Source organism: Duganella fentianensis (assembly GCF_964031615.1).
Classification (GTDB): Bacteria; Pseudomonadota; Gammaproteobacteria; order Burkholderiales; family Burkholderiaceae_D; genus Rugamonas; species Rugamonas fentianensis_A.
The window spans coordinates 151,281-172,917 of the sequence record NZ_CAXIQN010000023.1; the positions used below are offsets into that span (position 1 = coordinate 151,281).

Consider the following 21,637-nt stretch of genomic DNA (forward strand, 5'->3'; position numbering starts at 1 on the left):
CAATAACAAAAAGGCCACGGTATGTGTCACCCCGTGGCCTTTTTATTATGTGGAAACGATTACCAGATGTTCACCCGCTGTTCCGGCGCAACATACATCTTGTCACCGGGTTGCACGCCGAAAGCTTCATAGAAGCCCGCCTGATTGACCAGCGTGCCATTGGCACGGAACTGGCCCGGCGAATGGGGATCGGTCTTGATCAGCACGATCTGCTGCTTGTCGCGTACCTTGGCACGCCAGACCTGCGCAAAGCCCATGTAGAAGCGCTGGTCGCCCGTCAGACCGTCGATCACGGGCGCCGGTTTGCCACCCAGCGACAGCTTGTAAGCCTTGTAGGCGATGGCCAGACCGGAGTTATCGGCGATGTTCTCGCCCAGCGTCAGCGCACCATTGACGTTATAGCCTTTGACCGGGCTGTAAGCGTCGTACTGCTTGACCAGCGCATCCGTCTTCAGCTTGAAGTTGGCGCGATCCTGTTTGCTCCACCAGTCGCGCAAATTGCCGTCGCCATCGGACAGGCTACCCTTGTCATCGAAACCGTGGCTGATTTCGTGGCCAATCACGGCACCGATAGCGCCATAGTTGACGGCATCATCAGCGCGCGCATCGAAGAACGGCGGCTGCAATATCGCGGCCGGGAACACGATTTCATTCTTGGACGAGTTGTAATACGCATTCACCGTCTGCGGCGTCATGCCCCATTCTTCCCGATCAACCGGCTTGCCCAGTTTCTCCACCATGCGCTGGTAGGAGAAGGTGGAAGCACGCATGGCATTACCGATCAGGTCATTCTTCTTGATCGCCAGCGCACTGTAGTCGCGCCATTTGTTCGGGTAGCCGATCTTAGGCGTGAACTTGGCCAGCTTGGCCTGCGCTTCCGTCTTGGTTTCCGGGCTCATCCAGTCTAGTGTGTCGATACTGGTTTTGTAGGAAGCCAGCAGGTTCTGCACCAGCACTTCCATACGCGCCTTGCGCTCAGGCGGGAAATGCTGCGCTACATACAGCTTGCCCAGCACTTCACCGAGGCTGCTTTCCACCAGACTGACGGCCGACTTCCAGCGCGGCGGCTTGACAGCCACGCCCGTCAGCGCGGTGCTGAAGAAGGCGAAATGGGCATCGGCGAAATCGTGCGACAGGTAAGGCGAAGCACGGCGCAGCAGGGTCCATTCGAAATAGGCCTTCCACGTGGCCAGCTCGGTCTTTTCCATTACGCTGTTGAGCGCGGTGAGGTAGCTAGGCTGGTTGACGATCACGTAATCGGTCTTGCCGGCCACGCCGGCCGCAGCCAGCGCGCCTTGCCAGTCATAACCGGGCGACAGCGCGGCCAGTTCCTGCAAGCCCATCTTGTTGTAGCGCTTGACGGGATCACGGTTCTCCACCTTGGTCCACTGCACTTCGGCCAGTGCCGTTTCCAGTGCCACGATGGCTTTCGCGCTGGCTTCCGGTTCGCTATGGCCGGCCAGCTTCAGGATGTGGGCGATGTGGGCCTGATACTTGGCCAGCACGCTAGCCATTTCAGCGTCATCTTTTTTCAGATAATAGTCACGGTCGGGCAGGCCCAGACCACTCTGGGAAATACCGACTGCATACACGGTGGAAGCACGCGCATCCTGAGTCACATAGATGCCGTAAGGTGTGCTCACGCCAATTTCGCTCAGGTGGGCGATCAGACGGGGGAAGGCTTTCTTGTCCTTGATGCCGCGGATGTGATTGAGTTCGCCCGCCAGCGGTTTCACGCCCAGCGCGTCGAGCTGCTTCTCGTCCATATAGCTGGCGTACAGATCACCGATCTTCTGCGCATCGCTACCGGCTTTGTGCTTCTTGTCGGCGTCGGCCGCTTCGATGATGCTGCGCAGTTGCGGCAGCACGTCGTCGCGCAGCTTGGCAAACGTGCCCCAGCTGGATTTATCTTCCGGGATCTCGGTGGTCTTCAGCCACGTGCCATTCAGGTACTGGTAGAAGTCATCCTGCACGCGCACGCTGTGGTCGATGAACTGGGTATCGATGCCGGAAATCGGCGCGGTATCATGGGCGCTGGCAAACGCCGCCATCAGACTCAGGGCCAGCGTGCTCACAACAAAACGTGTTTTCAATTGAGGTCTCCGTTAGAACTTCAGTTCGTATTTAACGCTCCAGGCCACATAGGTCTGGTTGCTGGTGTAGGCCGCTTGTGACAGCCCGTTGATATTGACGATATTGCTGGCGAGCGCGCTTTCCGCCATCAGGTTGTTGGCAGAAATCCGCAGTTGCTGCAGGCTGTCGATTTTCCACAGGCCGTAGATATCGAAGGAACGCTTGCGGCTAGCGCCAATTTCCTGCGTCAGGCTGCTCTGCACCAGCGTTGGCGCGGTCCAGTTCACGTTCGCGCCCAGCGTCAGCGGCAGTGCCTTCATGCGGTAATCCGTGCCCAGATTGGCGGTCTGCTTGGGCTGCGCATCCAGATGGTTGTTCGGGCCGGGAATGTCATCCACACTGGACCAGAAGCGGCTATAGTTGGCGCGCAGATCGATGGCCGGCCCCTGCTGCAGCAATTCCTGCAGCTGGAATTTGGCCTCCAGCTCGATACCCTTGGTGCGCGCATGGCCGATGTTCTGCGGCGTCGACACCCAGCGCGGCCCCGTCGACGTATTTTCCAGTGCCACCACACGGCGGATCAGGTTATCGATATTGCGCACAAAGCCGGTGGCGCTGATGATGCCGCTGCGGCCCACATAGTGTTCATAGGCCAGATCCAGCCCTGTGGCCAGTTCCGGCTTCAGATTCGGATTACCCGTGCGATCGGGACGGGTAGCGCTGTTCAGACGCGCGATCGACGGCAGCGCAATCAGATCCTGCACATTGGCCGCCTTGTAGCTCTTGGTCAGGCTGGCGCGCAGCTGATCCTTCTCGCTGCCGGGGATGCGGTACACCGCGTGCAGCAAGGGGCTGAACACGCTGCTGCTGTTATTGATATCGCCTGTGGCACGGCTGCTGGTAGTGCGTATGCCTTCCCAGCGCAGGCCACCATAGCCCGACCACTGCGACGAAATATCCCACTCATCCTGTGCATACAGGGCCAGACGACGGCTATCGGCGGTCAGATTGTCGCCCGACTCGGCAAACTGGGGCACGCCGTTCTGGTCAACCGACACCTTGGTTTCCACGCGGTGGCCCAGTTCCACATCCCAGCCCGCAGCCAGACCGTGGTTGCGGCCCAGCGGCGTGGTGTATTTGCCGCCGCTATTGAAGCTGTGCTCGCGCACCGAGGAGGTATCAGTAAAGCTGTCCTGCAGCTTGCCCGCGCCATCGTACTGGGCGCGCTGGGTGTCGTTATCGCTGAGGCCTTTGCCGAAGCCGAATTTCACATCCAGCTTGGAAGCGCCTTCCAGCTTGTGGATCCAGTTACCGAAGCCACGCATAAAGGTGCCCGAATAATGCGTCTTGCTCAACGCCGAGACATATTCCGGCGGCTGTTGCAGAGCAGGCGGCACCAGCCCCGTATTCTGGCCCAGATCGCTGCGCGCATCGCCATGGCTGCGGAAGCTCATGATGAAGGGCTGGAAGTTGAGCGTATCGCCACCGTCGAATTTATACGACAGACGGGGCGTGAAATGCACGCCGTAAGCGGTACGCTGGCTCTGCTCCAGCACGTTCTGATCCTTGACCACCACACCATCGGCGCGGGTATCGCGGTTGTAAGTCAGAGTGTTATCGTGCGGCAGATTCTCGAATAGCGAGCCGGACAGCAGATAGGTCAGCTGGCCCACTTTACCGGGTGCCGTCAGCGACAGATTCGGCGCATGGCGGCCCTGCTCGATGGTATCGGTCAGCTTGAACTGCTTATCGCGCTGCTGGTAACCGTCGCGCAGCACGATATTGATGGTACCGGCAATAGCTTGCGCACTATGCTCGGCCACGGGGCCGCGCATGATTTCCACCCGCTCCACCTGATCGGGCGACAGCGATTCCATGGAAAAACCGGCCGGTGGGCGCTCGCCATTCAGCAGCACCTGCGTGTAACCATTGCCCATGCCGCGCATGCGCACCTCGCCACCACGGCCGGGACGGCCGCCCAGAGTCACGCCGGGCAGACGCTTGAGCACATCGCCGATATTGCTATCGCCGTTGCGGTCGAGCTCCTCGCGGCTGAAGATTTGCTTGCCGGCCACGGAATTGCGGCGCTCATCGATATCGCTGGCGCGCCCGCCCGTGACATTGACCTGCTGCACAGGTTTACCGTCGGGGCCCAGCGGCGGCTTGCTGGCGGAGCCGTCCAGTTGGTTTTGCGCGATCGCATTGGACGCGCCCAGCAGTGCCATACAGGCGTAAGGAATCAGTTTGCTCATAGGGGCGCTATTTTACCGACACCCCTACGGACAAACACGGCCAGCCGCAGAATGTTACTTTACGATACACAGCCGCGGGCAGCGGCAGTGCTCAAATTTTGTTCAGCTATTTCTCAACCGCCACCACCGGGCATAGGCAGGTTCAAGCTGCTACCACCGGGCCCGCTGATGCTGGCCCCGCCTCCGCCACCACGGCGGCCACCGCCATGGCGCCCTTCCCCGCCTTCTTCGCGACGGGGACCGCCACCGGCAGCGCCATGCTCGGGCACGCGCAGCAACTGCTCGGCCACCAGTTGCACCACCGTCTGGCGCTGGCCTTCGCTCAATGCGTCATTGACCGTCAACCACCATTCACGCAGCAGCTTTTCCTCATTCGCGGCGGTAACTGCTTCTGCTTCCACCGCCTTGGCCAGATCGCGCAATTCCACATTCGCCCCCTTCAGCCCTTCCTGCAGCGCGGCCTGCATCTGCTCGCGGCGGCTCTGGCGTTCGCGCAGCAGATTACGGGTCTTGCTCTCCGTCTGCTGCCACAGAATCTGCTGATTGCCGTTCAGATTGAGCGACTTCTTAAGCTCCGCCGCCATCGGCAAATAATCCTCGGCGCGCATTTCCATAGCAGGCAAAGCCCACGCCGAGGCCAGCATCCCCCCCAGCACCAGCGCCACCAAAAATCTCCGCATACAAACTCCTTCATGGGGGTCAGGTCGGGCAAAGTGCAGGGGTCAGGTCGGGCGTTGGTGCGTTCTTTGAGTTTTCTCAAAAACTGCACTTTGCCCGACCTGACCCCTGCATCTTGCCCGACCTGACCCCAGTTAAAAAAAAGCCTGCGCTTGGGGCGCAGGCGAAAAACCACTTCAGGGTAGAGAGAAATACGAGTTCAGTGTAGGCCGCGTTTTGCAGCGCCGGAAGGGCTTCTTACATTTACTTACCGACCTTTACGCCTTCTATACAAGCTGCGAGAAACTGCAAATTTTTCAGGCAGCCCGCCCCTGCTGGCACACTGCCTTTGTCAAGCGGGGTAGTGGTAAATCCGCGTAAAGGTATAAATCATTTCGTGACGGCTAGAACGCTTTCCGAAAATCAGGTTTATACTGAATTCAGTACGTTGCCGCGAATATCCAAGGGCGGCCACGGCGATCTGCAATATTAGATAGGTGGCAATATGGGTAAGAAACTCAAGAATACCGGCCTGATCGGCCTCGGCGTGGTGGCCGGCATCGCCGTGTCGCTGCAATTCTCGGCCATGGCGCAAAAGCCGGCCGATCAACCCCTGCCGCTGGAAGAATTGCGCCAGCTGGCCGATGTATACGGCCTGATCAAATCCGACTATGTGGAAAAAGTCGATGACAAGAAGCTGCTGACGGAGGCCATCTCCGGCATGGTGGCCTCGCTCGATCCCCATTCCGCCTACCTCGATAAACGCGCCTACGCCGAACTGCGCGAAGGTTCGCAAGGCAAGTTCGTCGGCCTCGGCATCGAGATCGGCGAGAGCGAAGACGGCTATATCAAAATCGTCGCCCCCATCGAGGATTCGCCCGCATGGCGTGCCGGTATCAAACCAGGCGATCTGATCAGCCGGCTTGATAACACCGCCGTCAAAGGCTTGAGTCTGGAGGACTCGGTGAAGAAAATGCGCGGCGAGCCACACAGCAAAGTCAGTCTGACGGTGCTGCGCAAGGGCGAGCCGGAGCCGCTGGTATTCCATCTGACGCGCGAAGAAATCCAGCAAAAAAGCGTGAAAGGCAAAATCATCGAGCCCGGCTATGCCTGGCTACGCATCGCCCAGTTCCAGGACCCTACGGTGGACGATCTGGCAGCCAAGATCACCGAACTGTACAAGCAGGACCCCCATCTGAAAGGGCTGGTGCTCGATCTGCGCAACGATCCGGGCGGCGTGCTGCAAGGCGCTATCGGAGTGGCGGCCGCCTTCCTGCCGAAAGATGCGGCCATCGTTTCCACCAATGGCCAGCTGTCCGAGTCGCGCCAGATTTTCTATGGCCGCCCCGAATACTATGCGGTGCATAACGAAAGCGATGCGTTGGCCAAACTGCCCGCCGCCATCAAGCAGATTCCGCTCGCCGTGCTGGTCAACAGCGGTTCCGCTTCGGCCTCGGAAATCGTCGCCGGCGCCCTGCAGGATTACAAACGCGCCCAGATCATCGGCAGCCAGACTTTCGGCAAGGGCAGCGTGCAGACCATACGCCAGCTCACCGCTGACACGGCCGTCAAACTGACCACAGCGCGCTACTACACGCCGAATGGTCGCTCGATCCAGGCCAAGGGCATCGTGCCCGATGTGGCCGTGGACGAATATGCCGATGGCGATGGCCTGAATGCACTACGTCCGCGCGAAGCGGATCTGGACAAGCATCTGGCTAATGACCGCGATCAAGAAGGTGTACGCGCGCGCCGCGAGGAACCGGAAGAACAGTTGCGGCTGGTGGCGCAGGAGAAAAAACGCAAGCCGCTCGAATACGGCAGCGGCGACGACTTCCAGCTGCAGCAGGCGCTCAATCATCTGAAGGGCTTGCCCGTGCAGATGGCCAAGCCGGAGACCCGCGTGGTGCAGGCGGCTGCACTGTCCGGCGGCTCTCCCAGCGGCAAATAAGGCCCGGATAAAGTCTGAATAACAACGGCTGGAACGGCGGCGCCTGCGGGGCGCCGCTTTTAATTTCGCCTAACATGCAGGCATTGTGTAGAATTTGCGTCATTAATGGCGCAAGCCATTGCCTAATTTGAAAGTTTAACTATGAAACAAGCCGTCATCAGCGGTACCGGTCTTTACACCCCTGCCCAGTCCATCTCCAACGAAGAACTGGTGCAATGTTTTAATACGTATGCCGAGCAGTTCAATGCCGATAACGCCGCTGCCATCGCCGACGGCAGCGTGACGGCACTGGAACTGTCTTCCGTTGCCTTCATCGAAAAAGCTTCCGGCATCAAGTCGCGCTTCGTCATGGAGAAAAGCGGCATCCTCGATCCGCAGCGCATGGTGTCGCGCATCGCCGAGCGTGGCGACGACGAACTGTCGCTGCAGGCAGAAATCTGCGTCGCCGCCGCCCGTCAGGCGCTGGAACGCGCCGGCCGTACGCCGGCCGATATCGATATGGTGCTGGTGGCCTGCTCGAATATGCAGCGCGCCTATCCGGCCATGGCAGTGGAAGTGCAGGGTGCACTGGGCATCGAAGGCTATGGCTTCGACATGAACGTGGCCTGCTCCTCGGCCACCTTCGGCATCCAGCAAGCCGTGGCCGCCGTGCAGAGCGGTCAGGCCCGCGCCGTGCTGGTACTCAATCCGGAAATCACCAGCGGCCACCTGAACTGGCGTGACCGCGACAGCCACTTCATCTTCGGCGATGCCTGCACCGCCATGGTGATCGAAGCGGCCGACACGGCCACCAGCGCGCAGCGCTGGGAAATCGTCGAGAGCAAGCTGAAAACCAGCTTCTCGAATAACATCCGCAACAACTTCGGCTTCCTCAACCGTTTCGACGAAGCGGGCGTGGGCCAGCCGGACAAGCTGTTCCGCCAGCAGGGTCGCAAAGTATTCAAGGATGTCTGTCCGATGGCGGCGGAAATGATCAAGGACACCATCGCCAGCGCCGGTCTGGAAGTGCCGCAGGTAAGCCGCTACTGGCTGCATCAGGCCAACCTGAACATGAACTTGCTGATCAGCCGCATGGTACTGGGCCGCGAAGCCGAAGCAGGTGAGGCGCCGGTGATTCTGGACACCTACGCCAACACTTCCTCGGCCGGTTCCGTGATCGCCTTCCACAAGCACTCGGACGATATGCAGCCGGGCCAGCTGGGCGTCATCTGCTCGTTCGGCGCCGGTTATTCGATCGGCTGCGTAGTCGTCAAACGCCTGTAAGCACTTTCCTTCCCGCGCAATCGCCGCGGCTATGCTACGCTGGGGCTCCGCAATCGTTTTAGGAGCCCCGCGCGCATGCACCACAACCTTAGCCTGATCACCACCATCGCCGCAGCACTGGGAACCGGGCTGCTGTTCGGCTATATCGCAGTCCGTATGAAACTGCCCGCGCTGGTCGGCTATCTGGCCGCCGGCATCATCATCGGTCCGGCCACGCCGGGCTTCGTGGCCGATACGGCACTGGCCAGCCAGCTGGCCGAAATCGGTGTGATGCTGATGATGTTCGGCGTGGGCCTGCATTTCTCGCTCGACGACCTGTGGGCCGTACGCAAAATCGCCCTGCCCGGCGCCATCCTGCAGATTGTATTCGCGACCGCGCTGGGTATGGGACTAGCCGTGTACTGGGGCTGGAGCATTGGCGGCGGGCTGGTATTCGGGCTGGCGCTGTCCGTGGCCAGCACGGTGGTGCTGCTGCGCGCGCTGGAAGAACGCAGCATCCTCGATAGCCTGAACGGCCGCATCGCCGTCGGCTGGCTGGTGGTGGAAGATCTGGTGACGGTGCTGGTGCTGGTGCTGCTGCCGGCACTGGCCGGCCCGCTCGGCGGTGCCGTGCCCGCTGCCGCCCAGCATGGCAGCAACGCCAGCCTGTGGACCACGCTGGCCATCACGCTGGGACAGGTGGCAGCCTTCATCGCGCTGATGCTGGTGGTCGGACGCAAGCTGTTCCCGTGGATACTCTGGCAGGTGGCGCGCACCGGCTCGCGCGAACTATTCACCCTGTGCGTGATTGCGGCCGCAGTGGGTATCGCCTACGCTTCCACCCACTATTTCGGCGTCTCGTTCGCACTGGGCGCCTTCTTTGCCGGCATGGTGCTGCGCGAATCGGCACTGGCGCACCGCGCGGCGGAAGAATCGCTACCGCTGCGCGATGCCTTCGCCGTACTGTTCTTCGTTTCGGTCGGCATGCTGTTCGACCCCGCCATCATCCTGCAGCAGCCAGTAAAACTGCTGGCAGTGGTATTCATCATTGTGTTCGGCAAATCCATCGTGGCCTTCCTGCTGGTGCTGCTGCTGCGCTATCCGGCCAAGAGCGCCCTGCTGATCTCGGCCAGTCTGGCGCAGATCGGCGAGTTCTCCTTCATTCTGGCAGCACTGGGGCTGTCACTGGGGCTGATGCCGCTGGAAGGCCAGAGCCTGATACTGGCAGGTGCCATCATTTCGATTGCGCTCAATCCGCTGGTATTCCATACCCTGACGCCGCTGGAGCGCCTGCTGGGACTGAACAGCAAGCTGGCAGCCCGCTTCGAGCGCACCACCGATCCGCTGGCCATGCTGCCCATGTCAGTACCACCGGAACAGCTATCCGGCCATGTGGTGCTGGTGGGTTATGGTCGGGTGGGGCGACGCATTGCCGATGCGCTGGAAGCGCAGGGCATTGCCGTGGTGGTGGCAGAGCAGAACCGCGAACTGGTCGATGCGCTGCGCCAGCGCGGCATTCACGCGGTGGCCGGCAATGGCGGCGAGACTTCGGTGCTGATACAGGCGCATGTGGCGCGTGCTGCCATGCTGGTGATCGCCACGCCCGATACCTTCGAGGTACGCGCCATGATAGAAACCGCACGCACCCTCAACCCGCATATCCAGACCGTGGTACGCACCCACAGCGATAGCGACTCGGAACTGCTGCGCAGCGAACGCGCCGGCGAAATCTTCATGGGCGAGCAGGAACTGGCCAAGGGCATGAGCGCCCACGTGCTGGCGCAGTACGCGCAGAAACAGCAACGGCCGCACTGAACGAGCTGCGGCCGTTGCGCTGACAGTAATCCCGCAGCCGGCCCGCAGCAGCAATGCTAGCGGGCGGCTACATTCAGAAACGCGCGGCCAGTTCGGCGCCTTCGCGGATAGCCCGCTTGGCATCGAGTTCCGCTGCCAGCGCAGCACCACCGATCTTGTGGAAACGCGGCCAGCCCGGATGGCCTTTGATTTCCTCTTCGCTCGGCATCAGTTCGTTCAGGCTGTCCTGCCCCGCGCACACCACCACGTTATCGACCGACAGCAAGCGCTGTTCGCCGCCCACAGTGATATGCAGGCCCTGATCGTCGATGCGGTCATACTGCACGCCGGACAGCATTACCACGCCATTGCGCGCCAGTACGGCACGGTGCACCCAGCCAGACGTTTTGCCCAGCCCGGCACCCGGTTTGGAAGTCTTACGCTGCAGCAGATACAGCTGGCGCACCGGCTCCGGTGCTTGCGCAGGCGTCAGGCCGCCAGCCGTATTGCCCTGCAAATCCACGCCCCATTCACGCGCCCATACGTCCAGCGCCAGTGGCAGCGGATGGCGGCTGTCATGCAGCAGGTATTCGCCCATATCGAAGCCGATGCCGCCCGCGCCGATAATCGCCACGCGCTTGCCCACCGGCGCCTTATTCTGCAGCACGTCCACATACGACAGCACTTTCGGATGATCGATACCCTCGATAGGCGGACGGCGCACCTTGATGCCGGTGGCGACCACTACTTCATCGTAGCCATCCTGTATCAGCTGTTCGCGGCTAACGCGCACACCGAGGCGCAGCTTGACGCCGGTGGTTTCCAGCTTGCGCTCGAAGTAGCGGATGGTTTCGCGGAACTCTTCCTTGCCCGGCACCTGCATGGCGATGCGGAACTGGCCGCCGATCTGCTCATTGCCGTCAAATAGCGTCACATCATGGCCACATTCGGCTGCCACCGTGGCGGCCGACAGACCGGCCGGACCGGCCCCCACCACCGCCACGCGGCGCTTTTTCTGCGCCGGTACGTACACCAGTTCCGTTTCATGGCAGGCACGGGGATTGACCAGACAGCTGGCGCGCTTGTTGGAGAAGGTGTGATCAAGACAGGCCTGATTACAGCCGATGCAGGTATTGATTTCATCGGCGCGGCCTTGCGCGGCCTTGTTGACGAAGTCGGCATCGGCGAGGAAGGGACGTGCCATGGAAATCATGTCGGCATCGCCACGGCGCAGAATATCTTCCGCTTCGTTCGGCATATTGATGCGGTTCGACGCCACGACGGGGATGGTCACTTCACGCCGCAGGCGGCCCGCCAGACCGGCAAACGCAGCGCGCGGCACCGAGGTCACGATGGTCGGCACCCGTGCTTCGTGCCAGCCGTAGCCGGAATTCAGGATGGTCACGCCGGCATGCTGCAGCGCCTTGGCCACTGCCACCACGTCTTCCCACGTATTACCGCCTTCCACCAGATCGAGCAGCGAATGGCGGTACATGATGATGAAGTTAGACCCTACTTCGGCGCGTATGCGTTTGACGATTTCCACCGACAGGCGCATGCGGTTTTCGATGCTGCCGCCCCAGCGGTCGGTACGCAGATTGGTGCGTGCGCACAGGAACTGGTTGAGCAGATAGCCTTCGCTGCCCATCACTTCCACCCCGTCGTAGCCGGCATCGCGTGCCAGTTTGGCGCAGCGGGCGTAATCGCGGATAGTAGCTTCGATGCCGGCTTCCGTCAGCGCGCGCGGCTTGAACGGCGAAATCGGCGATTTCTTATCCGAGGCCGACACCACCAGCGGCTGATAGCCGTAGCGGCCCGCGTGCAGGATCTGCATCAGGATCTTGCCGCCCTCTTCGTGCACGGCCTTGGTGACGCGACGGTGATTCAGCACATCGCCCTTGAAATTGAGCGTGCCGCCGAACGGCAGCAGCCAGCCGGACCGGTTAGGCGAGATACCACCCGTGACGATCAGCCCCACCCCGCCACGCGCGCGCTCACGATAGAACGCTGCCAGTTTGCCGTAGTGGTAGAAGCGGTCTTCCAGACCGGTGTGCATCGATCCCATCATCACGCGGTTGCGCAGTTTGGTGAAACCGAGATCGAGAGGGGCCAGCAGATGAGGATAGTTTGTCATTGTCGTTGTTATATCAGACTGAAGGATCACCGCATTAAAACCCAAATCTCTAGATCGGGGCTTCTAAAGTCCCTTGTACGGACAGGGATTCCCGCGTGAGCGTGCGCTCGCACACTTGTATTCTGCCCCCCTTTCCCTTACGCTGGCGCGATGACGCGATTCTTTCTGTTTCTGTTGTTTTCCGTGAGCTGGGCGCCACTGGCGCTGGCACAGGCGCCGGCACAAGCGGCACAGGCGGCGCGGCCGGAACTGCCCAAGCTGGAAGTCTCGGTCAACCGCATCGAAATCGACGGCCAGAAAATGTATGAAGTCGATGCCACCGGCACGGTGGGCGCGCCGCTGCCGAAAGTCTGGAAAACCCTGACCAATTATGAACGGATGGCCGACTTCGTGCCCGACATGGAGTCGTGCAAAGTCCTGTCACGCAATGGCAATGAAGTGGTGATCGAACAGTTCGGCGTGGCCCGCTTTCTGTTCATGACGCGTGCCATCCATCTGATCGTGCGCGCCACCGAGCAGCCCATGTCGGCGATCGACATTGCGCTGGTTTCGGGCGACATGAAGCATTACGAATCGCACTGGGAGCTGATCCCCGTGCCGGAAACGGGCGGCACCCGCGTGGTGTACAGCGGCCGCCTGATGCCGAACTTCTATGTGCCCGGCATCCTCGGGGCCAAGATGGTGCGCGGCGATATCGAGCGCATGATGGGCGCCGTGCTGGCACGGCTGGATAGGCGCGACGAGCCGAAATAAGCCGCGCAGCATGACGCTGCGGGCCGCGCCAGCCTAGGCCGGAGCTCAGGCCAGATAGGTATCGCGCTTGCGCAGTTCGGCGAAGTTTTCCAGACTACCCACCTTGATCAGCACAGGATTGAGGCTCAGATTAGCCTGCATGGCGCGCCATGCGAACTGCCATTCCTGCTCCTGCGCTTCTGCTGCCGTCTTGCTGAACGCTGCGCCCAGTGCGGCGCGCACGCCGTATTCCACGGCGCCATCGATACCGGCCCAGCTAGGCAAGGCACGCTGCACGGCGCGGTGGACGCGCTCGCCGAATTCTTCCGTGTTATGGATGATCAGACAGCTTTCGGCAGCAAACAGCTCGAACAGCTTGGGCTCCCACACCTTGGAAAAACTCAGGGTCAGGCAGTTGGCCGCCGGGGTCAGGATGAACTGGCCCTGGGTCAGCGCCAGTTCCAGATCTTCTTGCAGACCGTAGCGGTACAGGGTGGGTGGGCGTTGGTAGTCGTGCATAAAAACTCTATTCTAGTCAGGTTATTTGAGCGGGCGGCGCACGTGGCGGTGCGAACGCATGGCGGCCGAGGCGATGAAAATCTCGCGCAGCAGGAAGCAGAAGCTGCCGATCAAGGCCATCATGGCCACCACAAACATGCCGGCAATGTATTTGTCGAGCGAGATGTTGGTGATATCGCCCAGGAACAGCATGGCAATCACCAGACAGATCAGCAGCCCGCAGGCGGTCGACAGGGTAATCGAGGAATTAATCAGGTGCGAGCGCTGGTAGAGCACATCGAGCTCGTTCAGATAGCTGTCGCTATAGCCCACGTCGAGGCGGTCTTCCAGCACGCGCGAGCGGTCGATAATCCGTGCCAGCCGGTTGGTCAGCACCATCAGATTGGTACACACGCCCGTGAGCAGGAAAACCGGAGCAATTGCCAGCTGGATGATATGGCCTACGTCGCCAACTTGTATATTCATGGAAACAGATCTTAGTGATGAAACGCTAGTGTAACAGCCCGCCGGCAAGGCGGGCACGCTGGCGCCGGCGCCCTCAGTCGAAGCGGCGCTGGCGTTTGAACTGCTCGGTGGCCTCCACCAGTGCCTGCGAGATGCCATATTCCATGGCGCCATGGCCCGCATCGGGCACCATTTTCAGCACCGAACCGGGCCAGGCCTGATGCAGTTCCCACGCCGTGGCAGGCGGGCAGATCACATCGTAACGGCCCTGTACGATCACCGCCGGCAGATGGGCAATCCGGTCTATCTGGCGCAGCAACTGTTCTTCCGTGAAGAAGCCCAGATTGGCCATGTAATGGGCTTCCAGTCGGCCCACGCCCAGATCGAGTGCATCGGACGACGCCTCATCCGGCTGCGGTAGCAGGAATACGCGCCGGCCCTCGAAGCGGCTCCACGCCCGCACGGCCGGCAGGTGGACAGCGGGATCGGGGTCCATGATGCGGCCCAGATAGGCCTGCAGCAGATCGCCCCGCTCCGCTTCCGGTATGTGGGCAATGAATTCATCGTGAATTTCGGGATGGAACCAGCGCGCACCGTGCAGGAACCAGTCCACTTCGCGCTGGGTGCACAGGAAAATGCCGCGCAGCACGAAGCCGAGGCAGCGTTCGGGATGGGCTTCGCCGTAGGCCAGCGCCAGCGTCGAGCCCCACGAGCCGCCAAACACCAGCCACTGCTCGATGCCGAACTGCACGCGCAGACGCTCGATATCTTCGATCAGCAGCTGGGTGGTGTTGCGGCGGCATTCGCCCAGCGGCAGCGACTTGCCCGCACCGCGCTGGTCGAACAGGATCACGCGGTATTGCTCGGGATCGAAAAAGCGCCGGTGCTGGGGCGACAGGCCCGCGCCGGGGCCACCGTGCAGGAAAATCACGGGGATACCGGCAGGATTACCCACCTCTTCCCAGTAAATGGTGTGCAGTTCGTCTACGGCCAGCATGCCGTGGCGGCTGGGCGTGATGGGAGGAAACAGCGGCGTCGTCATGGCAGTCCTTGTTCAGTCATAGCGCGATTGTAACGGCGCCGGCGCAGCAGGACTACTGTAAAAAAGTGTAATACTTGATAATGTCAATTTAACATCACTCTACACTGCCTCACCTACCCGGGTCACGCCCCAGCGATCGCGACGCCACAAGCGTGTGCATGCAAATCAACATATCACTTACCAAGGATATTTCATGAAACATCCACGCAAACTGCGGCCATGGCTGCTGTCACTGATACTGCCCGTGCTGGGCGCCTGCGGCGGTGGTAGCACCGCAAACAATAAGCCGTTTATCCCGCCTGATCCCGTGCCTGTGGCCACGGTCAGCTATGACTTGCGCAAAGCCGTACTGGAACTGTATGGCAAACCGCATAGCTGGAAGCTGCAAGGCACCTCCTGCTGCGCGGGCGGCACGATCAGCGCCAGCCTGACCCTGCAGCCGCGCCCTATGGACGGCGGTACGTTCAATGTGGGTGGCGAAAATGTCAGCGGCACCGATATCACGCTGCAGCTCCAGCTTGACGGCATGGCCACTAGCAGCAACACCTCTATTCTATGGTATGGCAGCAAGGAGCAGCAGATGTTGCTCACCAGTCTGGACGGCAACCGGCAGGAAGCCACCACCAGTCAGGGCAGCCTGCCGACCAGTGCCGCGCCCGGTGATAGCGGCAGCAATGGCGAAACCGGCACGGTCGAAACCACGGCGGGGAATTCCCGCATTGTCAGCAGCACCAGCTACCGATGGGAGCTGAAAAAGGATAGCAATGCCCGCGTACTCATGTGCCTGAACAGCGTGGAAACGCCCGATCCTGCCTATGCTGGCAGTAATCCGGCACTGGCCGCCAAAACTACCCGCAGCAACTGCTACGGCCTGAATGCCGACAGCACGCTGAGCGGCTACGTCACGCTGAGCCAGCATGGCTTTGCCAGCATGGGCTGGGATCTCGCCACCCAGTAGCAGCGTACGGACGAAAAAAAACCAGACCCCGGACTGAACCCGGGTCTGGTTTTTTTATGCGTCCGCGTGGATTACGACATGTGCTGGCCGCCGTTGATGGCGATATTCGCACCGGTAACGAAAGCTGCTTCGTCGGACGACAGGTAGGCCACCAGACCGGCCACTTCTTCCGGTTTGCCCAGACGGGCCATCGGAATTTGCGGAATGATCTTGGTATCGAGCACTTCCTGCGGAATCTCCATCACCATCTTGGTGCCGATATAGCCCGGCGAGATAGTGTTGACGGTCACGCCCTTGCGTGCCACTTCCAGCGCCAGCGCCTTGGTGAAACCGTGCATACCGGCTTTGGCTGCCGAGTAGTTGGTCTGACCGAAAGCACCCTTCTGGCCGTTGACGGAAGAGATGTTGATGATGCGGCCCCAGCCACGTTCCACCATGCCGTCGCAGACCGGCTTGGTCATGTTGAAGACGGAATCCAGATTGGTGGCCATGACGGCATCCCAGTTCGGTTTATCCATTTTCTTGAAGGTCATGTCGCGCGTGATACCGGCGTTGTTCACCAGTACGTCGATCGGGCCGATCTCTTTTTCGATCGCGGCGATGCAGGCCTGAGCGGAATCATAATCCGCCACGTCGCACGGGTAGGCGCGGAAGTTGTAGCCCTGATCACGGGTAGTGGCCAGCCATTGTTCTGCCTTGGTATTGCCAGGGGAATACGTAGTGACGACGGTATAGCCCAGTGCCGACAATTTGAAACATACGGCTTCACCCAGACCACCCATGCCACCGGTTACTAATGCAACTCTTGCCATTTCTCGTCCCCTCTTAAATTGACACAAAAAATCAACACAGAAAAATCCGGACTGCGGCCTCATGGCCGCAGTCTGCAGGTACTGCTAGCGGTTTAAGCGCGCTCGATAGCCAGCGCCACACCCATGCCGCCGCCGATGCACAGCGATGCCAGACCTTTCTTGGCATCACGACGCACCATTTCGTGGATCAGCGTGACCAGAATACGGGCACCCGATGCACCAATCGGGTGACCGATGGCGATGGCGCCGCCGTTCACGTTGATCTTGCTGGTATCCCAGCCCATTTCCTTATTCACCGCCACTGCCTGCGCCGCGAACGCTTCGTTAATTTCCATCAGATCCAGATCATCCGGCGTCCAGCCCGCTTTTTTCAGGCACAGCTTGGCAGCCGTCACCGGGCCCATGCCCATGATGGAGGGATCGATACCGGACGAAGCGTAAGCTTTGACCTTGGCCAGAATCGGCAGACCCAGTTCTTTGGCCTTGCTTTCGGACATCATGATGACGGCAGCGGCGCCGTCGTTCAGGCCAGACGCATTACCGGCAGTCACGCTGCCATCTTTGGCGAACGCTGGACGCAGGCCGGACAGCGCTTCGATGGTGGAACCGGGTTTGATGTATTCGTCGCTATCGAACACGATGCTGCCCTTCTTCTGAACGATTTCCAGTGGCAGGATCTCATCCTTGAACTTGCCGGCTTTCTGCGCGGCTTCAGCTTTCAGTTGCGATTGCAGGGCGAACTCATCCTGCTCGGCGCGCGAAATCTCGTATTTCTTGGCCACGTTTTCAGCCGTGGTGCCCATGTGGTACTGGTTGTACACGTCCCACAGGCCATCGACGATCATGCTATCGGTCATCTTGAAGTCGCCCATGCGGAAACCGTCGCGCGAACCGTTCATGATGTGGGGCGAAGCGCTCATGTTTTCCTGACCACCGGCGATGACGATCTCGGCGTCACCAGCTTTGATGGCCTGTGCTGCCAGATGGGTAGCCTTCAGGCCGCTACCGCACACGTGGTTGATGGTGAATGCCGGTACGCTGTTCGGCAGACCGGATTTGATCACAGCCTGACGGGCCGGATTCTGGCCGACGCCTGCGGTCAGCACCTGACCCAGAATGGCTTCGCTCACCAGATTGCCGTCCAGACCGGTTTTGGCCAGCAGGCCCTTGATCACGTGTGCGCCGAGTTCGGCAGCCGGCGTCTTGGCCAGCGAGCCACCGAATTTACCTACGCCAGTACGGCCAGCGGCCACGATAACTACATCATTCATTTGATTCTCCAATGTGCCGGCAGCAGCCAGCGAGGTTGAGCAAACTCAGTTGCAAACTCACACGCAAAAACATGAACTTTTATCATACGCCCCGAGGCCGCCGTCGTGCAGGGTTTCGATGCTGCGCCGCCGCGAGAACTACCGGATTCCGTCACAGGCTTCTCTAGCAGCAAGCATGCCAAGCGCTGCACGTGATCCATCGTAAGGGTGCGATTAAGGGCTTTCCTTGAGACGTATCAAGCATTTATGAATTATTTTGAATAATCGCTAACTCTTTGTCACGATAATAATTTGATACCGTCCAGCGAACTCGCGCACTGTTCCCGTATCACGTGGACGAAATCGCGCACATAGGCTTTGTGCTGCTGGGCTGGCGGCACGGACACGAACAGGTCGCTCCACAGGCCGGCATCGCCGATCGGGCGCGCAATCACATAGTCGTAATCGACGTAATTCTTGATGGCCCAGTTGGGCAGCGCAGCGATGCCGCGCCGGCTGGCCACCAGTTGCAGCACCGCCACCGTGAGTTCTGCCGTGCGCCGCTCCACCTGCACACCGGCCGGTTTCAGCACTTCGCGGATCAGATCGATACGCTGCTCCGGCACAGGGTAGGTAATCAGGGTTTCGCCTTCGAAATCGGCGGCCTGCAGGCGGCGCTGGGCGGCCAGCCGGTGCTTCTGCGCCATCACCACCAGAATTTCGAAACGGAACAGCGGGAAGGTGGCGAACTGGTCACCGTAATTCGAGCCGATCACCAGATCGGCCGCGCCACTGCGCAGCAGTTCGGCCGGTTCGCTGTGGAAGCCGGACACCAGATCGATTTCCACATCGGGCCAGCGGCGGCGGAATTCATCCATCACCGGCATCAGCCAGTCAAAGCAGGTATGGCATTCGAGTACCACCCGCAACTGTCCCGTATCACCTTGTGTCAGACGGGCGACATCGCGCTCGGCCAGTTCGATTTCCGGCAGCAGCAGATCGGCCAGTTGCAGCAGGCGCGCACCCGTGGCGGTAAAACTGATAGGCACCGATTTGCGCTCAAACAACGGCCCCTCGTAGCGATCTTCCAGCAACTTGATCTGATGCGACAAAGCGGACTGAGTCAGGTTGAGCAACTGCGCTGCGCGCACCAGGCTGCCGGCCGAACGCAAAGCACTGAGGGTGCGTAGGTGTCGAAGTTCTAGCATGGTCTATTAGAAATATTCATGTTAAGCCGCAAAATCTTTCGTTTTTATTATAGACCGGAATGCCGCACACTTTAGCGCACCAATATGAAATGCTTATGACAACACTATGCACACTACTTTCAGCACCTGCACTACCCCTACCATCCTCAGCCACGTCCCCGGTTATCCCCGCATGGGCGCCGCGCGCGAACTCAAATTTGCGCTGGAAAGCCACTGGCGCGGTGACATCGACGAAGCGGCGCTGCACGCCGTGGGCCGCCAGTTGCGCGCACGCCACTGGGAAGAGCAGCGTCTGGCCGGCCTCGATTTCGTCAGCGTGGGCGACTTTGCCTATTACGATCAGGTCGCCAGCCACATCCAGCTACTGGGTTGCGAACCGGTGCGCTACGGCTTCAGCCCGCAGCAATCGGAACTGAGCCGCTATTTCCGCATGGCGCGCGGCGCATCGGTCACGGCCAACAGCACCTCAGCCGACGACGCTGGCCATGCGGCGGCAGACGGCGCAGCCAGCCACTGCGGCCACGGCACGCACTGCCAGCATGACCAGCCTGACCAAGCGCTGCCTGCCAGCGCCGCGCTGGAAATGAGCAAATGGTTCGACACCAACTACCACTATCTGCTGCCCGAATTCGACGCCGCCACCCAGTTCTCGCTGGCCAGCAGCCGTTTGTTCGATGAAGTGGCCGAGGCGCAGGCACTCGGTCATCCCGTCAAAGCCGTGCTGCTGGGGCCACTAAGTTTCCTGTGGCTGGGCAAGGTGCGTAGCACCGAGCCGTTCGAGCGGCTGGAACTGCTGGAACGCCTGCTGCCCGTATATGGCCAGATTCTCGGCCGCCTAAAACAGCAAGGCGTGAGCTGGGTGCAGATTGACGAACCCATCCTCGGCCTCGATCTGCCAGCCGCATGGCGCAGCGCGTTTGAAACGGCCTACTGGCAGCTCAATCAGGCCGGTGCGCAAGTGCTGCTGGCCACGTATTTCTCGCCGCTGGAAGAAAATCTGGGGCTGGCCTGCCGCCTGCCCGTGGCCGGCCTGCATGTGGACGGCGTACGTGCCGCGCACGAACTGACCAGCATTGCCGACTGGCTGCCCGTGCCGAAAGTGCTGTCGGTCGGCATCGTCGATGGCCGCAACATCTGGCGCTGTGACCTCGATGCGGCGCTGGCCATCCTCCAGCCACTGCTGGAGAAGCGGCAGGGCAAGCTGTGGCTGTCTACGTCCTGCTCGCTGCTGCACGTACCGTACACACTGGCCGCCGAGACCCAGCTAGACCCCGAAGTACGTCCATGGCTGGCGTTTGCGCACGAAAAACTGGCCGAACTGGCCGTGCTCAAGCAGGCGCTGCAAGGTGCAGCCGATCCGGCCGCACTGGCCGCCTCGCGCACCGCACTGGCCAGCCGCGCCCACAGCCTGCGCCTGCATCAGCCCGAACTGCGTGCCCGTCTGGCTGCCTTGCCGGCCGATGCCGACCAGCGCCAGTCGCCGTTCGCCCGGCGCCAGCCCGTGCAGCAGGCCAGACTGCAGTTGCCGGCCTACCCCACCACCACCATCGGCTCCTTCCCGCAGACGCCGGCCATCCGTGCCGCGCGCGCTGCCTACAAACGGGGCGAACTGGATAGCCACGGCTACGCCGAACGCATGCGCGCCGAAATTGCCGACGCCGTGCAGCGGCAGGAAGCGCTGGGGCTGGACGTGCTGGTACACGGCGAAGCGGAGCGCAACGATATGGTGGAATATTTCGGCGAACAGCTGGAAGGCTTCCTGTTCAGTCGCCATGGCTGGGTGCAATCCTATGGTTCGCGCTGCGTCAAACCGCCCATCCTGTTCGGCGATGTGCGCCGCCCGCAAGCGATGACGGTGGACTGGACGGTGTACACCCAGAGCCTGACGGACAAACCCGTGAAAGGCATGCTGACGGGCCCCGTCACCATCCTGCAGTGGTCGTTCGTGCGCGAAGACCAGCCACGGCAGGACACGGCGCTGCAACTGGCACTGGCCATCCGCGATGAAGTGGCAGACCTGCAACAGGCCGGCATCGCCATCATCCAGATCGATGAACCGGCCGTGCGCGAAGGCTTGCCGCTGCGGCGCAGCCGCTGGGATGCCTATCTGGACTGGGCCACCCGCGCCTTCCGCATTGCCGCCAGCGCGGCAGCCGATGCCACCCAGATCCACACCCATATCTGCTACGCGGAATTCAACGAAATCCTGCCCCAGATCGCTGCCATGGATGCCGATGTGATCACCATCGAAACCAGCCGTTCCGATGCGGAATTGCTACAGGCGCTACGCCGCTTCCCCTACCCTAACCAGATCGGCCCCGGGGTGTATGACATCCACAGCCCGCGCGTACCGGCGCAGGCTGAAATGGTGGCTCTGCTGCAACGGGCAGCCAGCGTGGTACCACCGGCCAACCTGTGGGTGAACCCCGATTGCGGCCTGAAAACCCGCGGCTGGGCTGAAACGGAGCACGCGCTGCGCAATATGGTGGCAGCGGCGCAGCAATTACGCGCCGCACTGGCCCCCGCCTAGTCGCCACCACCCACTATCCGCCCTGCCAGCCGCACAGGC

Annotated in this window: 16 protein-coding genes; 6 read left to right on the forward strand and 10 right to left on the reverse strand. The window is 60.9% G+C overall.

Annotation, left to right across the window (positions count from 1 at the left end):
- Positions 1-59: 59 nt before the first annotated feature.
- The 3 genes from ABNT42_RS21205 to ABNT42_RS21215 all read right to left on the reverse strand — a co-directional run bounded on the left by ABNT42_RS21205 (position 60) and on the right by ABNT42_RS21215 (position 5,005).
- Positions 60-2,051 carry a M13 family metallopeptidase gene (locus ABNT42_RS21205; protein ID WP_348700472.1) on the reverse strand — a complete coding sequence of 664 codons (1,992 nt, stop codon included), beginning with the start codon at positions 2,049-2,051 and terminating at the stop codon, positions 60-62.
- A 54-nt stretch (positions 2,052-2,105) separates the two neighbouring features.
- Positions 2,106-4,325, reverse strand: coding sequence for a TonB-dependent receptor (locus ABNT42_RS21210; RefSeq protein WP_348700414.1), 2,220 nt, complete (start codon positions 4,323-4,325; stop codon positions 2,106-2,108).
- A 113-nt stretch (positions 4,326-4,438) separates the two neighbouring features.
- Positions 4,439-5,005 (reverse strand): hypothetical protein, encoded by a 567-nt coding sequence (locus ABNT42_RS21215; protein WP_348700416.1) that lies wholly within the window; start codon positions 5,003-5,005, stop codon positions 4,439-4,441.
- Positions 5,006-5,487: 482 nt separating this feature from the next.
- On the opposite strand from ABNT42_RS21215, the gene ABNT42_RS21220 reads away from it, so the two are divergent.
- The 3 genes from ABNT42_RS21220 to ybaL all read left to right on the forward strand — a co-directional run bounded on the left by ABNT42_RS21220 (position 5,488) and on the right by ybaL (position 9,990).
- Positions 5,488-6,933, forward strand: coding sequence for a S41 family peptidase (locus tag ABNT42_RS21220; protein WP_348700417.1), 1,446 nt, complete (start codon positions 5,488-5,490; stop codon positions 6,931-6,933).
- A gap of 141 nt (positions 6,934-7,074) precedes the next feature.
- Positions 7,075-8,196 carry a beta-ketoacyl-ACP synthase III gene (locus ABNT42_RS21225; protein WP_348700419.1) on the forward strand — a complete coding sequence of 374 codons (1,122 nt, stop codon included), beginning with the start codon at positions 7,075-7,077 and terminating at the stop codon, positions 8,194-8,196.
- A gap of 75 nt (positions 8,197-8,271) precedes the next feature.
- Positions 8,272-9,990 (forward strand): YbaL family putative K(+) efflux transporter, encoded by a 1,719-nt coding sequence (gene ybaL, locus ABNT42_RS21230; protein ID WP_348700421.1) that lies wholly within the window; start codon positions 8,272-8,274, stop codon positions 9,988-9,990.
- A gap of 73 nt (positions 9,991-10,063) precedes the next feature.
- Here the strand turns inward: ybaL and ABNT42_RS21235 are convergent, their stop codons facing one another.
- Positions 10,064-12,103 carry an NADPH-dependent 2,4-dienoyl-CoA reductase gene (locus ABNT42_RS21235; RefSeq protein ID WP_348700423.1) on the reverse strand — a complete coding sequence of 680 codons (2,040 nt, stop codon included), beginning with the start codon at positions 12,101-12,103 and terminating at the stop codon, positions 10,064-10,066.
- Positions 12,104-12,253: 150 nt separating this feature from the next.
- On the opposite strand from ABNT42_RS21235, the gene ABNT42_RS21240 reads away from it, so the two are divergent.
- Positions 12,254-12,856, forward strand: coding sequence for an SRPBCC family protein (locus ABNT42_RS21240; protein WP_348700425.1), 603 nt, complete (start codon positions 12,254-12,256; stop codon positions 12,854-12,856).
- Between the two features lie 45 nt (positions 12,857-12,901).
- Here ABNT42_RS21240 and ABNT42_RS21245 read toward each other — a convergent pair whose 3' ends face one another.
- From ABNT42_RS21245 to pip, 3 genes are all read right to left on the reverse strand, one after another.
- Positions 12,902-13,354, reverse strand: a complete 453-nt coding sequence (locus ABNT42_RS21245; protein WP_348700427.1) for a hypothetical protein — start codon at positions 13,352-13,354, stop codon at positions 12,902-12,904.
- Between the two features lie 21 nt (positions 13,355-13,375).
- Positions 13,376-13,819 (reverse strand): DUF2721 domain-containing protein, encoded by a 444-nt coding sequence (locus ABNT42_RS21250; protein WP_348700429.1) that lies wholly within the window; start codon positions 13,817-13,819, stop codon positions 13,376-13,378.
- Positions 13,820-13,892: 73 nt separating this feature from the next.
- On the reverse strand, positions 13,893-14,840 hold the full coding sequence (pip, locus tag ABNT42_RS21255; protein ID WP_348700431.1) for a prolyl aminopeptidase: 948 nt from the start codon (positions 14,838-14,840) through the stop codon (positions 13,893-13,895).
- A 193-nt stretch (positions 14,841-15,033) separates the two neighbouring features.
- On the opposite strand from pip, the gene ABNT42_RS21260 reads away from it, so the two are divergent.
- Positions 15,034-15,798: a hypothetical protein gene (locus ABNT42_RS21260; protein ID WP_348700433.1), complete on the forward strand. Its 765-nt coding sequence runs from the start codon at positions 15,034-15,036 to the stop codon at positions 15,796-15,798.
- Between the two features lie 71 nt (positions 15,799-15,869).
- On the opposite strand, the gene phbB is transcribed toward ABNT42_RS21260, so the two are convergent.
- From phbB to ABNT42_RS21275, 3 genes are all read right to left on the reverse strand, one after another.
- Complete coding sequence (phbB, locus tag ABNT42_RS21265; protein ID WP_348700435.1) at positions 15,870-16,610, reverse strand: acetoacetyl-CoA reductase; 741 nt, start codon at positions 16,608-16,610, stop codon at positions 15,870-15,872.
- 92 nt (positions 16,611-16,702) lie between these two features.
- The gene (locus tag ABNT42_RS21270) at positions 16,703-17,881 is read right to left on the reverse strand and encodes an acetyl-CoA C-acetyltransferase (RefSeq protein WP_348700436.1); all 1,179 of its coding nucleotides are present in this window, start codon (positions 17,879-17,881) and stop codon (positions 16,703-16,705) included.
- Positions 17,882-18,159: 278 nt separating this feature from the next.
- Complete coding sequence (locus ABNT42_RS21275; protein ID WP_348700438.1) at positions 18,160-19,068, reverse strand: LysR family transcriptional regulator; 909 nt, start codon at positions 19,066-19,068, stop codon at positions 18,160-18,162.
- A gap of 106 nt (positions 19,069-19,174) precedes the next feature.
- Between ABNT42_RS21275 and metE the strand changes: the two genes are divergently transcribed.
- Positions 19,175-21,598, forward strand: coding sequence for a 5-methyltetrahydropteroyltriglutamate--homocysteine S-methyltransferase (metE, locus tag ABNT42_RS21280; RefSeq protein ID WP_348700441.1), 2,424 nt, complete (start codon positions 19,175-19,177; stop codon positions 21,596-21,598).
- Positions 21,599-21,637 lie beyond the last annotated feature (39 nt).

Bases quoted from the DNA above. Each gene is read 5' to 3' on its own strand.
- ABNT42_RS21215 (WP_348700416.1), bottom strand. From the start codon at position 5,005: ATGCGGAGATTTTTGGTGGCGCTGGTGCTGGGGGGGATGCTGGCCTCG.
- ABNT42_RS21275 (WP_348700438.1), bottom strand. From the start codon at position 19,068: ATGCTAGAACTTCGACACCTACGCACCCTCAGTGCTTTGCGTTCGGCC.
- ABNT42_RS21220 (WP_348700417.1), top strand. From the start codon at position 5,488: ATGGGTAAGAAACTCAAGAATACCGGCCTGATCGGCCTCGGCGTGGTG.
- pip (WP_348700431.1), bottom strand. From the start codon at position 14,840: ATGACGACGCCGCTGTTTCCTCCCATCACGCCCAGCCGCCACGGCATG.
- ABNT42_RS21270 (WP_348700436.1), bottom strand. From the start codon at position 17,881: ATGAATGATGTAGTTATCGTGGCCGCTGGCCGTACTGGCGTAGGTAAA.
- ABNT42_RS21240 (WP_348700425.1), top strand. From the start codon at position 12,254: ATGACGCGATTCTTTCTGTTTCTGTTGTTTTCCGTGAGCTGGGCGCCA.
- metE (WP_348700441.1), top strand. From the start codon at position 19,175: ATGCACACTACTTTCAGCACCTGCACTACCCCTACCATCCTCAGCCAC.
- phbB (WP_348700435.1), bottom strand. From the start codon at position 16,610: ATGGCAAGAGTTGCATTAGTAACCGGTGGCATGGGTGGTCTGGGTGAA.
- ABNT42_RS21260 (WP_348700433.1), top strand. From the start codon at position 15,034: ATGAAACATCCACGCAAACTGCGGCCATGGCTGCTGTCACTGATACTG.
- ABNT42_RS21235 (WP_348700423.1), bottom strand. From the start codon at position 12,103: ATGACAAACTATCCTCATCTGCTGGCCCCTCTCGATCTCGGTTTCACC.
- ABNT42_RS21210 (WP_348700414.1), bottom strand. From the start codon at position 4,325: ATGAGCAAACTGATTCCTTACGCCTGTATGGCACTGCTGGGCGCGTCC.
- ABNT42_RS21205 (WP_348700472.1), bottom strand. From the start codon at position 2,051: ATGGCGGCGTTTGCCAGCGCCCATGATACCGCGCCGATTTCCGGCATC.
- ABNT42_RS21250 (WP_348700429.1), bottom strand. From the start codon at position 13,819: ATGAATATACAAGTTGGCGACGTAGGCCATATCATCCAGCTGGCAATT.
- ABNT42_RS21245 (WP_348700427.1), bottom strand. From the start codon at position 13,354: ATGCACGACTACCAACGCCCACCCACCCTGTACCGCTACGGTCTGCAA.
- ybaL (WP_348700421.1), top strand. From the start codon at position 8,272: ATGCACCACAACCTTAGCCTGATCACCACCATCGCCGCAGCACTGGGA.
- ABNT42_RS21225 (WP_348700419.1), top strand. From the start codon at position 7,075: ATGAAACAAGCCGTCATCAGCGGTACCGGTCTTTACACCCCTGCCCAG.